The organism is Nesterenkonia suensis, from assembly GCF_054782935.1.
Genome location: NZ_BAAGRN010000011.1, coordinates 55,422 through 68,764, shown reverse-complemented (window position 1 = coordinate 68,764; position 13,343 = coordinate 55,422). Strand labels below are relative to the sequence as shown.

12 protein-coding genes are annotated in these 13,343 nt (G+C 68.8%); 3 read left to right on the top strand and 9 right to left on the bottom strand.

Translation table 11 applies throughout. From position 1 onward, the window contains the following. Positions 1-404 precede the first annotated feature (404 nt). The 4 genes from tyrS to ACYVKI_RS12835 all read right to left on the bottom strand — a co-directional run bounded on the left by tyrS (position 405) and on the right by ACYVKI_RS12835 (position 6,055). Complete coding sequence (gene tyrS, locus ACYVKI_RS12850; RefSeq protein WP_460690764.1) at positions 405-1,733, bottom strand: tyrosine--tRNA ligase; 1,329 nt, start codon at positions 1,731-1,733, stop codon at positions 405-407. A 52-nt stretch (positions 1,734-1,785) separates the two neighbouring features. Next, positions 1,786-4,149, bottom strand: coding sequence for a HelD family protein (locus ACYVKI_RS12845; RefSeq protein ID WP_460690761.1), 2,364 nt, complete (start codon positions 4,147-4,149; stop codon positions 1,786-1,788). Positions 4,150-4,232: 83 nt separating this feature from the next. Beyond that, positions 4,233-4,931 carry a DNA-3-methyladenine glycosylase gene (locus tag ACYVKI_RS12840; protein WP_460690760.1) on the bottom strand — a complete coding sequence of 233 codons (699 nt, stop codon included), beginning with the start codon at positions 4,929-4,931 and terminating at the stop codon, positions 4,233-4,235. Positions 4,932-4,996: 65 nt separating this feature from the next. Beyond that, positions 4,997-6,055, bottom strand: a complete 1,059-nt coding sequence (locus ACYVKI_RS12835; protein ID WP_460690759.1) for a GTP-binding protein — start codon at positions 6,053-6,055, stop codon at positions 4,997-4,999. 66 nt (positions 6,056-6,121) lie between these two features. Between ACYVKI_RS12835 and ykgO the strand changes: the two genes are divergently transcribed. Further along, entirely contained in the window at positions 6,122-6,244 is a 123-nt protein-coding gene (gene ykgO, locus ACYVKI_RS12830) for a type B 50S ribosomal protein L36 (RefSeq protein ID WP_460690758.1), read from the top strand. A 4-nt stretch (positions 6,245-6,248) separates the two neighbouring features. Further along, positions 6,249-7,013, top strand: a complete 765-nt coding sequence (locus ACYVKI_RS12825; RefSeq protein WP_460690757.1) for a class I SAM-dependent methyltransferase — start codon at positions 6,249-6,251, stop codon at positions 7,011-7,013. Here ACYVKI_RS12825 and ACYVKI_RS12820 read toward each other — a convergent pair. From ACYVKI_RS12820 to ACYVKI_RS12800, 5 genes are all read right to left on the bottom strand, one after another. Continuing rightward, positions 6,967-7,737, bottom strand: a complete 771-nt coding sequence (locus ACYVKI_RS12820; protein WP_460690756.1) for a lytic transglycosylase domain-containing protein — start codon at positions 7,735-7,737, stop codon at positions 6,967-6,969. The two genes, ACYVKI_RS12825 and ACYVKI_RS12820, sit on opposite strands and share 47 nt — an antisense overlap. A gap of 67 nt (positions 7,738-7,804) precedes the next feature. Beyond that, positions 7,805-9,259, bottom strand: a complete 1,455-nt coding sequence (gene argH, locus ACYVKI_RS12815; protein ID WP_460690763.1) for an argininosuccinate lyase — start codon at positions 9,257-9,259, stop codon at positions 7,805-7,807. A gap of 20 nt (positions 9,260-9,279) precedes the next feature. Next, positions 9,280-10,515, bottom strand: a complete 1,236-nt coding sequence (locus ACYVKI_RS12810) for an argininosuccinate synthase (protein ID WP_460690755.1) — start codon at positions 10,513-10,515, stop codon at positions 9,280-9,282. 146 nt (positions 10,516-10,661) lie between these two features. Further along, entirely contained in the window at positions 10,662-11,666 is a 1,005-nt protein-coding gene (locus tag ACYVKI_RS12805) for an arsenic resistance protein (RefSeq protein WP_460690754.1), read from the bottom strand. After that, a complete protein-coding gene (locus ACYVKI_RS12800; protein WP_460690753.1) occupies positions 11,654-12,778 on the bottom strand; it encodes an NAD(P)/FAD-dependent oxidoreductase in 1,125 nt (374 codons plus the stop codon). Before ACYVKI_RS12800 ends, ACYVKI_RS12805 begins: the two co-directional genes overlap by 13 nt. 123 nt (positions 12,779-12,901) lie before the next feature. Here ACYVKI_RS12800 and ACYVKI_RS12795 point away from each other — a divergent pair, with 123 nt between their 5' ends. Further along, entirely contained in the window at positions 12,902-13,333 is a 432-nt protein-coding gene (locus ACYVKI_RS12795) for an ankyrin repeat domain-containing protein (protein ID WP_460690752.1), read from the top strand. The last annotated feature ends 10 nt before the right edge of the window (positions 13,334-13,343 follow it).

Genomic DNA, 13,343 nt, shown 5'->3' with positions numbered 1-13,343 from the left:
ATTTTCGTTTTCCGGATCGCTCCGAAGCAACTTTTCTATCCTAGAACATCTCGTTTCCGGCTGTCAAACCCGGTCCCGATCTGCCCTCTGGACAGCAACTTCTCCATCTTACCCGACCCGATCTCCCCCTGCAAATCCGGTGTGTCACCAGATCTTTCGGGCGCTACCGTCACGGCTGATCCTTGAGAAGCTGTGCGACGAGATGTCGCGGAGTGCTCCACACCGAGTGGCAGCCTCGTGGCTGTCCGCCCTGTGCCCTGAGCACGAATAGAAACTCTACACACGGCTCGCAGGGGATGCAAACTCGATTCGGCGTGACCTGAACCACAGACGCAGAGAAGCCGCGGCACCAGCGTCCAAAGGATGCTGGTGCCGCGGCTTCTCTGCGGTGAACGGAGACGGGGTCAGGCTCCCCGACGACGCACGATGGCCAAGTTCTTCTTGCCCCGGCGCACCACCAGATAGTCGCCGTGAAGCCACCGCTGGGTCTCGACCGGCGCCTCACCGTCGTCGACCTTGATGTTGTTCAGGTAGGCGCCGCCGTCCTGGACCGCGCGGCGGGCCTCCGATTTGGACCCCACCAGACCGGTCGCCACCAAAGCCTCCACCACCGTGGTCGTCTGCGGCTCGAGCTCCGCCGCCGGCAGCTCGGCCGAGGCCGCACGCAACGTGGGCTCATCGATCTCGGAGAGCTCCCCCTTGCCGAAGAGCGCCTCGGAGGCGGCGATGACTTTGCGCGTGGCTTCCACTCCGTGCACCAGAGTGGTCACGTCCCAGGCCAGGGTCTTCTGCGCCCGCCGGGCGAAGGGCCTCTCCTGGACCTCCCGCGCCAACGCCTCGATCTCCTCGCGGCTGCGGAAGGTGAACACCTTCAGCCGGTTGATCACGTCGGCGTCCGCCTGGTTGAGCCAGAACTGGTAGAAGGTGTACGGCGAGCACAGGGCAGAGTCGATCCAGATGGCGTTGCCCTCCGACTTGCCGAACTTGGTGCCGTCGGAGTTGGTGATCAGCGGCGTGCCCAGCGCGTGCACGTGGGCGTTCTCCACTCGGCGGACCAGCTCCGTGCCGGAGGTGATGTTGCCCCACTGGTCGGAGCCGCCGAACTGCAGTGTGCAGTCGTAGTCCCGGTAGAGCTGGAGGTAGTCCAACCCCTGAAGGATCTGGTAGCTGAACTCCGTGTAGGAGATCCCCTCCTCCGAGTTCAGCCGTTTGGCGACCAGGTCCTTCTTGATCATGGACCCGACGCGGAAGTACTTGCCGATGTCACGGAGGAACTCGATGGCACTGATCCCTTGGGTCCAGTCGAGGTTGTTGACCAGTCGGGCGGCGTTGTCTCCTTCGAAGGAGATGTAGGGACGGACCTGATCCTGGATGCTCTGCACCCAGCCGGCCACCGTCTCCGGAGTGTTGAGCACCCGCTCGCCGGACTCCCGGGGATCACCGATCAGACCGGTCGAGCCGCCCACCAGTGCCAGTGGCTTATGCCCGGCCAGCTGGATCCGTCGCATGGTCAGCAGCTGCACCAGATGGCCCAGGTGCAAGGACGCCGCCGTCGGGTCGAAGCCGCAGTAATAGGTCAGAGGCTCCCCTGCCAGTGCCTCTTCGATCGCCTCCTCGTCCGTGGACACGTGCACCAGCCCGCGCCACTTCAGCTCCTGCCAGACGTTGTCGAAGCTGTCGTCATTGCGCTGCTCGATCAGCTCAGGGGTGTTCTCCACGAAGTTCTTCTCCATCACGAGTCGTACGGTAGCAGTGTCGAGCCGCCGTCTGCGGCAGGACTCCGGATCACGACACCTCGAAACCTGCCGGCAGCTCTTGGGAGGTGACGACATGCAGAGACTGGGTGGGGCGGGTCAGGGCCACATAGAGGCTCCCGATCCGACCGGCCGCCTCCTCGCGCAGCTCAGCAGGCTCGGCCACCACCACGGCATCGAACTCCAGCCCCTTGGCGTCATCTGCGGTGAGCACCACGATGTCCTGGCTCAACGACCCGGCGCCGTCGCCGACCCGCTCCCCGAAGCGCTCCCGCAGGGCCTGGCGCGCGGCCGGGTGCAGGCGCTCCGGAACGATCGCGGCGACGAGTCCGTCGCCGACCGTCGCAAACTCCGAAGCCACGGCCTCCACCGTCGCCGGCACGACGCCGTCGGCGTCCACCCGATCCACCACAGGATCATGGTCTCCCTCGCGCACGGTGCGCAGCGAGGTGATCTCCAGACCGTCAGCGCGCGCCACCGACTCGGCCAGATCCACGATGCGCCGCGGAGTCCGGTAGTTGACCGTCAGCTCCTCGATCCGCAGCCGTTCTCCCACGAAGGGCCGCATCGCGGACCGCCAGCTCTGCGCCGCTGAGGGCGAGGACCCCTGGGCGATGTCTCCCACCACCGTGAACGACTTCAGCGGACAGCGCCGCATCAGCACGTGCCACTGCATCGGCGACAGCTCCTGCGCCTCATCGACGACCACGTGCCCATAGGTCCAGGTGCGGTCCACGACCGCCCGCTCGGCGGCGCTGAGCCGGCCGGTGGCTTCCTCGTTGAGCGCGACGACGTCCTCCGCATTGAGGAACCCCTCGATGCCCATCTCTTCCAGCTGCGGCGTCGCATTCACCACCGCCTGGCGTGCGTTCTCCAGCTGACTCTCCCGGGCGGCCTTCTGCCGGGCCTCCTCCCGACCGGCCGACTCATCCAGATCACCGAGCAGCTCGGCCGCCTCATCGAGCAGCGGGACATCAGGCAGAGTGAACGGCTCGCCCGGATCGCGACGCAGCAGCTCCCGCTCCGCGGCAGTCAGCTGAGGGGCCGCCGCCTCCAGGTAGTGGGGGCGGCTCCACAGATCCTCCAGCAGGTTCTGCGGGGTCCGCGGCAGCCAGCAGAGGTTCAGCAGCACACGGACATCACGGGCGGTGCGGACGTCCTCGACCAGGTAGGACCGGTCTGCCTCGTTTCCCTCGGAGCGCTTCGCCAGGATGCGTTCGAGCTTCTCAGCGATGTCCTTGACGACCACCTTCACAAAGGTCGCCCGTGCCTCGTTGTACGGCTTGCCCGTCGCGCGGGCTCGTTCTCGGGCGCGATTGATCATCGCGGGAGTGACGGTGACCGCGATGCCGTCGACCTCGACCTCACGGGGTCCGGGGATCGTCCGCTGACGCTGGGCCACAGCCGCGCCGATGACCTGGGCCATGTCCAGGCGTCCCTTGATCTCGGCCACACGGGCATCCTGCTCCTCGACACCACGCACCCCGGGATACAGCTCGGCCAGCGAGGACATCACCACACCGGTCTCACCCAGAGAGGGCAGCACCCGGTCGATATAGGACATGAACGTGGAGTTCGGCCCGACGATCAGCACACCGGCCGATTTGAGCCTGTCCCGGTGGCTGTAGAGCAGATAGGCCGCGCGGTGCAGGGCCACGGCGGTCTTCCCGGTGCCCGGGCCTCCTTGGACCACCAGGACGCCCGAGAGTCCGGAACGGATCACCCGGTCCTGCTCCGCCTGGATCGTGGCGACGATGTCCCCCATCTGGCCCGTGCGCCGCGCATTGAGCGCCGCCAGCAGGGCACCGTCGCCGTGGTTCTCCGCCGTCTCGTCCAGCAGGTCCGGATCGAGCACCTCGTCCTCCACGCCCTGGACCTCCCGACGACGCAGCATCAGGTGCCGCCGACGCCGCACCCCCTGCCGGTCGAAGGCGGTGGCCTGGTAGAAGACCCCCGACTCCGGGGCGCGCCAGTCCAGCATGAGGCGCTGCCGCTCCGCAGTGGTCAGCCCGATCCGGCCGATGTAGCGGCAGGCGCCACCGTCGAGGTCCAGACGCCCGAAGACCAGGCGATCGTCCACCGCGTTGAGCTGCGCGAGCCGGTCCTGGTGCATCGTCGCGAACGCGTCCCGCTCGGAGACGTTCTGCATCGTGCCCACGGCTCCGGTGCTGCGCACCTGGGAGAGCTGCCGCTCCTTCTCCTCACGGAGCTCGTCGAGCCGTCGGTAGAGCAGTGCCACATAGTCGCGCTCCTGCTCGACCCCGGCGTCGAGGGCCGGGACAGGCACGTCGGCGTCGACGGGCGGCTGACCCGACTGTTCTCCGGAACGGCCGTTGCGCGCGTCCGGATGGTCCGGGATGACCCCGGACGGGCTCGACCTGGTGGTGTCATTCATCTAGCAGTACGACTCTCATGTCTGAAACAGATGACCACCCATCCTACCCGCATCACAGTGAACTGGACATGACGGCGAGACCGTCAGCCGGCAGGGGCCTGCCCCGCGTTCCGCCGCGGGACGTTCCGACCCGGCCGGTAGGCGGAGACGCTGGGCTCTTGGGCCAGCCAGTACCGCCACGGGAACTCCGGACCTCCCCCGACCCCGGAGACGCCCACGCGGGGTCCGGAGCGCACCTGCCTGATCGGCTCGGCCGGCGGCGCGAGCAGGAAGCTGGCACCTTTGCCGCCGAACCCCCGGCCCGACAGCGGGTCGTCCTGGGCGGACAGAGTCACTGGCGATCCGTCCATCGGCAGGGTGACGCCCAGGCCTTGACCCAGCCGGCCCGGTCCGGAGAGCAGCTTCGCCCCGGACTCCCTCCCCCGGCGCTCGACTGCGAGGCCGCGCCCAGCGAGCACCTCGCCGGCCCGCAGCAGCACTCCGCCGGCCGTGCCCTCCGGCCCGCAGGCCAGATTCAGGCAGCGATGGATCCCATAGTTCAGGTAGACATAGGTGCGACGTGGAGGTCCGAACAGGGACGCGTTGCGGGCCGTGCGGCCGCGGAAGCTGTGAGCCCCGGGGTCCTCGCCCTGGTCCCCGTAGGCCTCCGCCTCGGTGAGCCGCACGGTGACGGCACCGTGTGCGGCCGCCACCGTCAGGCGGCAGCCCAGCAGGGCCGGAGCGAGCGCGGTGGCGTGCCCGTCGAAGAGCGCATCGAGCTGCTGAAGGTCCACAGCTCCCATTCTTCCAGGCAGGTGCTCTTCCGGGCGGAGCACCTCCGGGAACCACCCCGGCGAGACCCCCGGTCTCAGAGGTTCGGGGCGATCCGCCAGTCCGGGAACGGGTCCGGGAACGTCGACCACAGCATCGGCCCGGCCGCGAGCTCATCGTCGTCGAGCGCCGCTTCGTCCAGCGCCGCCGTCAGCCGCTCCGGCTCCAGCCCCAGCCCGAAGACTACGATCTCCTGACCGAACGCCAGCACCTCGTCCTCCTCCCGCATCTGGTGGTCCAGACTCAGTGGCTCCACAGAGAAGCCGGCGCCGACGTGCTCCCACTGGGCCGTGACGTGCGGCCGAGTGGCCAGCCGACAGAACCCTGCCGAGCGCAGGACCCGGCCGGCGCCGCGCTCGAAGAAGAAGGTCTCCAACACCGCGTGCAGACGCCCCGGGTGGAACGGCCGGAGCTGCTCGTAGCGGACGACCGTCACCTCCTCGGAGCGGACCTGCGGTGCGAAGTCGGCGTTGAGCACACTGACCCAGCCTGCGCGCGTCTGCTCCTGGGAGTACTCCTCCTCATGGACCGGGCGCGATCCTCCGCCGGACGCCTCGGCCCGGGTGACTGCCGCCTGAGGGCTCAGTGCGCTCAGCAGTGCCTCCAAGGTGCGGATGCGCCGGCAGGACAGTCCCGCGGTGTTGATCAGCACGATCTCCGAGGCGTACTCGATCTGCTGGACCATCAGCTCAGCGCGACCGGCGTGATGCTCGCCGTCGAGCAGCGGGACGAGCTCCTCGGCCTCCAGATCGTCCAGCAGATGTGCGGCGTCCACGACGCAGATCACCGCGCTGAGCCGCGTGGGCATGGATGGGTCGGCGAGCGTGCCGATGATCTCCATCGCCGGCGTCTCCACCGGATGCTCCACCACCATCCCAGTGCTGGCAGGCATCCGCCCCAGAAGAGAGACCGCCTGGTCGAGCACCTCCGGCTCAGCCCGCAGCCGCCGGGCCGGGAGCAGCACCCGTCCCTCCGCCGTCGCCAGCCGCTCGGCATGCTCCTGACGCTCCGGGCCGCAGGCGCCGATGACGGCGACCACGTCCACGCGCCGTCCGATGCCTCCGCCCTGCGGGGCATCCTCCGGTGAGAGGTCCATTCGCGTCCTTCCAGGTCGAGGCGTATGATCACTGCTAATGCTACTCATTCTCACTAGGAGGTCATAATGAAGGTCCGCAAGTCCCTGCGCGCCCTGAAGGACAAGCCCGGCTCTCAGGTGGTGCGCCGCCGTGGCAAGACCTACGTCATCAACAAGAAGAACCCTCGATTGAAGGCCCGCCAGGGCTGAAATCATGCCCCGGTCCCGACTCGACGAGTACGAACTGATCGGCGAGCTCCATGATCTCTTCCTGGGCGAGGAGACATGGAGCCCCGTCCGACCGGTTCTCCAGGAACTCTTCGGCGACCTGGACGATGGCGCCGTGGTCATGGACATCGGCGCCGGCACGGGGCTGGGCATCAGCATTCTCGCGGAGGTGCACCCCGGCCGCATCACCGCCGTCGAACCGTCGGCCATGATGCGTGCCGGCCTGCTCACCAGGATCTCCGCCGAGGTCGATCTGTCCGCCCGGGTGCGGGTCATCGCCGAGCCCGCACCCGAGGCCTTCGCCCAGCTCGCCGGGCCGGTCGACGGCTTCCTCTGCACGCATATGCTCGGTCATCTCCACAGCGCCCAGCGCCGAGAGCTGTTCGCGCAACTGGCGCATCATACGGCGCCGGGAGCGTGCGGACTCGTCACCTCCGAGCCGAACCTCGTGCCGCCTCCGGACGGGCCCGTGGAGCGGCATCGACGCCTGGGCGGACTGGACTACGTGGCACGCTTCGTCCCCCAGCCGGGAGGCGTCCTGCAGCGCTACGAGGTGCGCGACGGCGACATGGTGCTCCGCAGTCTTGAGGCTGCGAGCCGGTGGCAGCCCGTCACGCAGACAGAGATCGCCGCTGAGGCGGAATCGGCCGGATTCGCCCTGGAGGGCCGGAGCGACGGCCTCGCCGTGCTCCGTCGGATTCCGCTCAGAACGTCCCCGCATAGTCCGCGGCCCAGCGGGCCACGTCGTTGATGTAGGGCACCGACCGGTTGTAGGCACCGACCGCGGCGACGAAGCCGTCATCGGTGGCGACTTCACCACCGCGCTCGCAGAGGAAGACGGCGGCCGTCCGCGCGGCGTCGTCGATGTTCTGCGGATCCGGCGCAGACCCTCCGGCCTGATGTCTCGAGCCGCCCTGGGCATAGATCTCCCAGGTGGTGGGGATGAACTGCATGGGCCCGACGGCGCGGTCCCACTCGTCGTCGCCGTCGAGCTCGCCGCCATCGGTGTCCGGGATCGCCGCGACCCCCTCGCTCCCGTCCAGGGCGATGCCGATGATCGGCGGCGATGCCGTGCCGTCCTCCCCCAGGCTCGACCCTCCGTAGCTTCCGTGACGTGACTCCACCTGTCCGATCCCTGCCAGAGTGTTCCAGCCCAGCCCGCAGTCAGGCCGTTCGATGCGCTGACGCAGGGCCGCGCCGGCGTAGGCCTCCAGCGCCCGGGCCGGAACATCCAGCACCTCCGCGGTCTCGACCACCCATCCAGGGTCTGCGAGGTCACGGACCGGAAGGTCCGTCGGGGAGCCAGCGACGCGCGCCTCCTCCGACAGCGGGGCCTGACGCTGCACCGGCGCATCCGGCAGCGACTCGGCGCCCTCCGGGGAGAAACCCTCCGGAGGGGCGCCGCAGCCACAGACCAGTGCGACGGCACTGGCCGCCATGAGGGGAGACGCCAGGAGTCGGCCTCGCCAGGTCACCGGCCTCCTCCTCTGCGTCTCCACCTCCCAGCGTCTCAACCTCCCAGCGTCTCCACCTCCGAGCGCCTCACCCTCCGAGCGCCTCGCGCCGCCGTGCCGACTCCGCCGCAGCCGACTCCAGCTGCTCGGCGACCCGCACCGGGGCAGTGCCGCCCACCGCATCACGGGAGGCCAGGGAACCGTCCACGGTGAGCACCTCACGAACTGACGGCGTCAGGGCCGGGTGGACGGCGGCCAGCTCCTCGTCGGTGAGCTCGTGCAGCTCCTTGACAGGATCGTGCTCCTCGCAGACCCGCACACACTCACCGGCGACTTCATGGGCCACCCGGAACGGCACGCCCTGCCGGACCAACCACTCCGCCACATCAGTGGCCAGCGAGAAGCCCTGCGGCGCCAGCTCGGCGAGCCGCTCGGGGTGGAACTCCAGGGTGGCGATCATCCCGGAGACCGCGGGCAGCAGCATCTCCAGAGTGTCCACGGCGTCGAAGGCCGGCTCCTTGTCCTCCTGCAGGTCCCGGTTGTAGGCCAGCGGCAGCGCCTTCAACGTGGCCAGGAGCCCGGTGTGGTCCCCGATCAGCCGCCCGGCCTTGCCCCGAGCGAGCTCGGCGATGTCCGGGTTCTTCTTCTGCGGCATGATCGAGCTGCCGGTCGAATAGGCGTCATCCAAGGTGACGAAACCGAACTCCTTGGTGGCCCAGAAGATGACCTCTTCGCTGATCCGGGAGAGGTCCACCCCGATCATCGCGGTCACCCAGGTGAACTCTGCCACCAGGTCGCGCGAGGCGGTGCCGTCGATGGAGTTCTCCGTCGGCCCGTCGAAGCCGAGCTCGGCGGCCACCTGCGCAGGATCCAGTCCCAAGGACGATCCCGCCAGCGCGCCGGACCCGTACGGCGAACGCGCCAGACGACGGTCAAGGTCCGCCAGCCGGTCCACATCACGCAGCAACGGCCAGGCATGAGCCAACAGGTGATGGGCCAGCAGCACCGGCTGGGCGTGCTGCAGATGGGTGCGCCCGGGCATGGGCGCCCTGGGGTGACGCTGCGCCTGCGACACCAGAGCATCGACGACGTCGAGGACTCCGGATGAGATGACCGCGACCTGATCCCGCAGGTACATGCGCACCATCGTGGCGATCTGATCATTCCTCGACCGTCCGGCGCGCAGCTTGCCGCCGAGCTCCTGGCCCGCCCGCTCCAGCAGACCGCGCTCCAGCGCCCCGTGGACGTCCTCGTCGGACTCCGCGGGGGTGAAGGCCCCGGAGCGGACGTCCTCGGCGAGGGCCTCCAGCGCCGAGAGCATCCCCGCCAGCTCCGCTTCGGTCAGCAGCCCCGCCCGGTGCAGCACGCGGGCGTGCGCCCGGGAACCGGCGATGTCATAGGGGGCGAGCTTCCAGTCGAAGTGCGTGGACTTGCTCAGCGCCGCCATCACATCGGCCGGGCCGGAGGCGAAGCGCCCGCCCCACAGGGAGCCCTCATTGGTGCCGTGCGTCTCGCTGGTCGACTCGGTTCCCATGCCTGCCATGCCTGCCATGCCTGCGGCGCTCACTTCTCGATTCCGGCGCCGGAGAGGTCGGGCTTGCCGTGGATCCGCTCCTCGCGCTGCGAGGCCGTCCGCGCGGACAGGCCGAAGATGTCGATGAACCCGGGCGCCGAGGACTGGTCGAAGGAGTCGCCCTCGTCATAGGTGGCCAGGTTGAAGTCGTACAGGGAGGTCTCGGAGCGCCGGCCCTGCACTGTGGCGCGGCCGCCGTGGAGCTCCAGGCGGATCTCCCCGGAGACGTACTTCTGGGTCTCGTCGATGAAGACGTCGAGGTTGTTCTTCAGCGGAGAGAACCACTGCCCGTCGTAGACGAGCTCGGTCCAGCGCTGGTCCACAGCCTTCTTGAACCGCGCCTGCTCGCGCTCCAGAGTGATGTTCTCCAGCTCCCGGTGGGCGGCCATCAGCGCCATCGCGCCGGGCGCCTCGTAGATCTCGCGGGACTTGATGCCGACCAGTCGGTCCTCGACGATGTCGATCCGCCCGATGCCCTGAGCCCCGGCGCGGCGGTTGAGCTCCTCGATGGCCTGCAGCGCGGTGACGCCGCGGCCGTCGAGGGCCACCGGCACGCCCCGGTCGAAGGTGATGGTGACGACGTCGGCCGCCGGCGGGAAGGCCGGGTCCTCGGTGTAGTCGTAGACGTCCTTGGTGGGCCCGTTCCAGATGTCCTCCAGGAAGCCGGTCTCGACGGCCCGACCCCAGACGTTCTGGTCGATGGAGAAGGGATTCTTCTTGGTGGTCTCGATCGGCAGGTCGTGCTTCTCCGCGTATTCGATGGCCTTCTCCCGGGTCAGAGCCAGGTCACGGACCGGGGCGATGCATTTCAGCTCCGGACCGAGAGTCTGGATGGAGACCTCGAAGCGGACCTGGTCGTTGCCCTTGCCGGTGCAGCCGTGTGCCACCGTGGTTGCCCCGAACTGCTGGGCCGCGGCCACCAGATGCTTGGAGATCACCGGTCGCGAGATGGCCGAGACGAGCGGGTAGGAGTCCATGTAGAGGCCGTTGGCCTTCAGCGTGGGCATGCAGTACTGCTCGGCGAACTCGTCGCGGGCGTCGGCGACGTAGGCCTCGACGGCGCCGCAGTCCAGCGCGCGCTGCCGCACGGTCTCCAACGACTCTCCACCCTGTCCGACGTCGACGGCGACGGCGACGACCTCGGAGCCGGTCGCCTCGGCGATCCAGCCGATGGCAACAGAGGTGTCGAGGCCGCCCGAATAGGCGAGAACGATGCGATCGGTCACGGGTCCAGCTCCTTGCATGTCGTCCCTGGCGGCCAGGGAGGTGTGGTGGTCGGCTCAGCGGTGAGTCTACATAATTATTCACTTGACTGCATACTCTCGCAGTGTGCGGGTCCGCCGAGAAGCCCTCTCCCTGGCAGGTTATCGCCTCAGGCGGCCGCCGTCAGCGACTCCGCGGAACCGGCACGTCCGGCACCTCGGCGCCGGCGACGCAGCCACCACGACAACATCGTCAGATGAGGGAACTCCAACAGCATGCCCAGCACGATCACCGCCGTGACCACCGGATCCTCGCCCAGCGCCAGCGAGGTCACCGCCAGCATCAGTGGAGCATTCCGGGACGCGGTGGTGAAGACCACGAGGATCCCCTCCTCCTCGCTCAGACCCGCCGACCGACTCACCCGCTGGGCCAGCGCGAAGCTGATCGCGAAGAACAGCACGACGGCGGCGAGGACCTGCACCAGCACCGCCAGCTCGAGCAGCGCGTCACCGGCGCCGGAGGCGAAGAGACCCAGGATCAGCGCGGCGATCGTCCACGGGATCACCGCTCCCGCCGCCCGCCGCACGCGCAGGAGCCCGGCCCGCCCACCCACCAGACGGATCACCACCCGCAGCGCCACTGCGGCGCCGGCTGGGATCAGCAGCCCCTCCAGCAGCGCAGGCCACAGCGCCTCCATGACACCAGGCAGACCACGGCCGGTCACCGCGGAGACCCACACCGGATACAGCAGCAGCTGCAGCACCAGACTCACCGGGATCAGCGCGGCGCCGAGTGCCGTGCTGCCGCCGGCGACCCGGGTGAAGCCCAGGAACCAGTCCGTGCAGGGGAAGAGCAGGTAGATGAGCAGTCCCAGGCGCACGACGTCGTCGTCCGGCACGATCAGCGTGACGATCCCCAGCGCCGCCATCGGCAGGACCAGGAAGTTCAACGCCAGGGCGAGGGCCGCCGCCCGCCGGGAACGCAGCAGCTCACGACCCCCTTCCCAGCGGACCTCCAGGAAGAGCAGCCCCAGCAGCACCATAATGATCGGCATGACCGGGACCTGGACGTCCCCGAGGAGGCCCAGCAGCAGCCCGGCGATCATGGCGAACAGGAACAGCAATGCCGGCGGCAGCCTCACAGATGACGCCTCCAGCGCTGTCAGCAGGCGCATTCGACCCCACATGCGGAGACGTCCTCGGTGAGCATTCCCGCGCTTCGCCAAGCTTCCAGATCCGCACAGTCCTTGCCGAGCGACTCTCCGATGACTCCGGCCACATGCGCGAAGCGCTGCCGGAACTTGTAGACGAAGCAGAATCGCTGCGCACCATGACGCAAGGACGGCCCGACGAGAAACAGTCCTGGCGCCCGCGTCGACTGGTCGTCGGCGTCAACCTCGGGCCACCCGTCCTCCCGCCTGCCGAAGAGGTGCTCCGCGGGCCCGAGGCCGGAACCGAAGCCGGTGCCGGCCAGCGGCGGCGAGTCTGCGGCCAACGTGGCCCCATCGGCCAGGGTGACCTCCCAACGGTCTCCGGCCCGTCGCACCGCGGCCGCATGCTGGGGCAGGAGCGTCAGGCGCCAGGTCTCGCGGGCTGCGGCAAGTCGCATCCGGGTCCGCGGAGCGAGGCCGAAGGAGGGGTCCGAACCCTGTCCGGCATCCCACGGATGGTGCGCGTCGAGGACGGTCACAGTGGCCCCCTGCTCGATGTGGTGACAGGCGATGTCGATGCCGGACTCCCCACCGCCGAGCACCAGGACCCTCCCCTGCCGTGACGTCCAGGCCTCCTCGCGCCCGGTGTGCACCAGAGAGCCCTTGCCGGGGATCTGGGGCACCACCGGCGCCTGGAACTCCCCGCCGGCCCAGACCACGGTGCGGGCCGGGATCGGCCCGCTCTCGGTGGTGGCGATGAAGCCCTCGCCGTCCTGACGCAGCGAGGTCACCTCGCAGTTCCGCGCCACCGGGATCTCGAAGTGCCCGGCCACGCTGCGCAGGTACTTCGCATAGCCCGCGCCGTCGGGGTAGTCCACCCCCAGGCTGAACGCCGGCGAGGTCAGCGGGTGCACGGCGTTGAGATCCGTGGCGCCGTACCCGTTGCCGGTGAAGGACGGGGTGAGGAACTGCTGCCGGTCCGGCCAGCGATGGAAGGTCTCTCCGATCTCGCCACGGTCGACGACGCCGAAGCTCAGCCCCTCGACGGCGTCGAGGGCGAGTGCGGTGCCGAGGCCGGACGGACCGGCACCGATGACGAGGGTGTCGAGGGGCTGCGGACCCGAGGGAGAAGTCATGGAGACTCCCTTCCGTCTTATTGAGAATCACTTTCAATAAGTGAGCATACGCGATGTCGCCGTCGACTTCCCACGACGTGACGCACCACGCCCCTGCACCCGCATTCCGATAGACTGGTACGCATGTCACATGACCCCTCCCCCGACGCCGCCGGGGTGCCCGAGCTGACCGACGAGCAGGTGGAGTTCCTGAACTCCATGTTCGATCTCGCGCGCCAGGGCCGCGAGGAGGAGCTGCTGAACCTGGTCGACCAAGGCATCCCGGTCAACCTGGCCAACTCCAAGGGCGACACCCTGCTGATCCTGGCCACCTACAACAACCACGCCTCACTGGTGAAGGGACTCCTCGACCGGGGCGCAGATGTCGATCGGCTCAACGACCGCGGCCAGTCCGCGCTCACCTGCGCCGTGTTCCTGCAGAACGAGGAGACTGTGCGGATGCTGCTGGCGGCCGGGGCCGACCCGCGCCATGAGGGGCAGAATCCCTACGCCGCCATCGAGATGTTCGGTCTGGACCGGATGCGCGAAGTCCTCGACGGCGCCGTGCGGGACTGAACAGACCTTC

What these genes read in the sequence shown, in the direction of transcription:
- tyrS (WP_460690764.1), bottom strand. Translation starts at nt 1,733, where the DNA reads ATGGAGAAGAACTTCGTGGAGAACACCCCTGAGCTGATCGAGCAGCGC.
- ACYVKI_RS12845 (WP_460690761.1), bottom strand. Translation starts at nt 4,149, where the DNA reads ATGAATGACACCACCAGGTCGAGCCCGTCCGGGGTCATCCCGGACCAT.
- ACYVKI_RS12840 (WP_460690760.1), bottom strand. Translation starts at nt 4,931, where the DNA reads ATGGGAGCTGTGGACCTTCAGCAGCTCGATGCGCTCTTCGACGGGCAC.
- ACYVKI_RS12835 (WP_460690759.1), bottom strand. Translation starts at nt 6,055, where the DNA reads ATGGACCTCTCACCGGAGGATGCCCCGCAGGGCGGAGGCATCGGACGG.
- ykgO (WP_460690758.1), top strand. Translation starts at nt 6,122, where the DNA reads ATGAAGGTCCGCAAGTCCCTGCGCGCCCTGAAGGACAAGCCCGGCTCT.
- ACYVKI_RS12825 (WP_460690757.1), top strand. Translation starts at nt 6,249, where the DNA reads ATGCCCCGGTCCCGACTCGACGAGTACGAACTGATCGGCGAGCTCCAT.
- argH (WP_460690763.1), bottom strand. Translation starts at nt 9,259, where the DNA reads ATGGCAGGCATGGGAACCGAGTCGACCAGCGAGACGCACGGCACCAAT.
- ACYVKI_RS12805 (WP_460690754.1), bottom strand. Translation starts at nt 11,666, where the DNA reads ATGCGCCTGCTGACAGCGCTGGAGGCGTCATCTGTGAGGCTGCCGCCG.
- ACYVKI_RS12800 (WP_460690753.1), bottom strand. Translation starts at nt 12,778, where the DNA reads ATGACTTCTCCCTCGGGTCCGCAGCCCCTCGACACCCTCGTCATCGGT.
- ACYVKI_RS12795 (WP_460690752.1), top strand. Translation starts at nt 12,902, where the DNA reads ATGTCACATGACCCCTCCCCCGACGCCGCCGGGGTGCCCGAGCTGACC.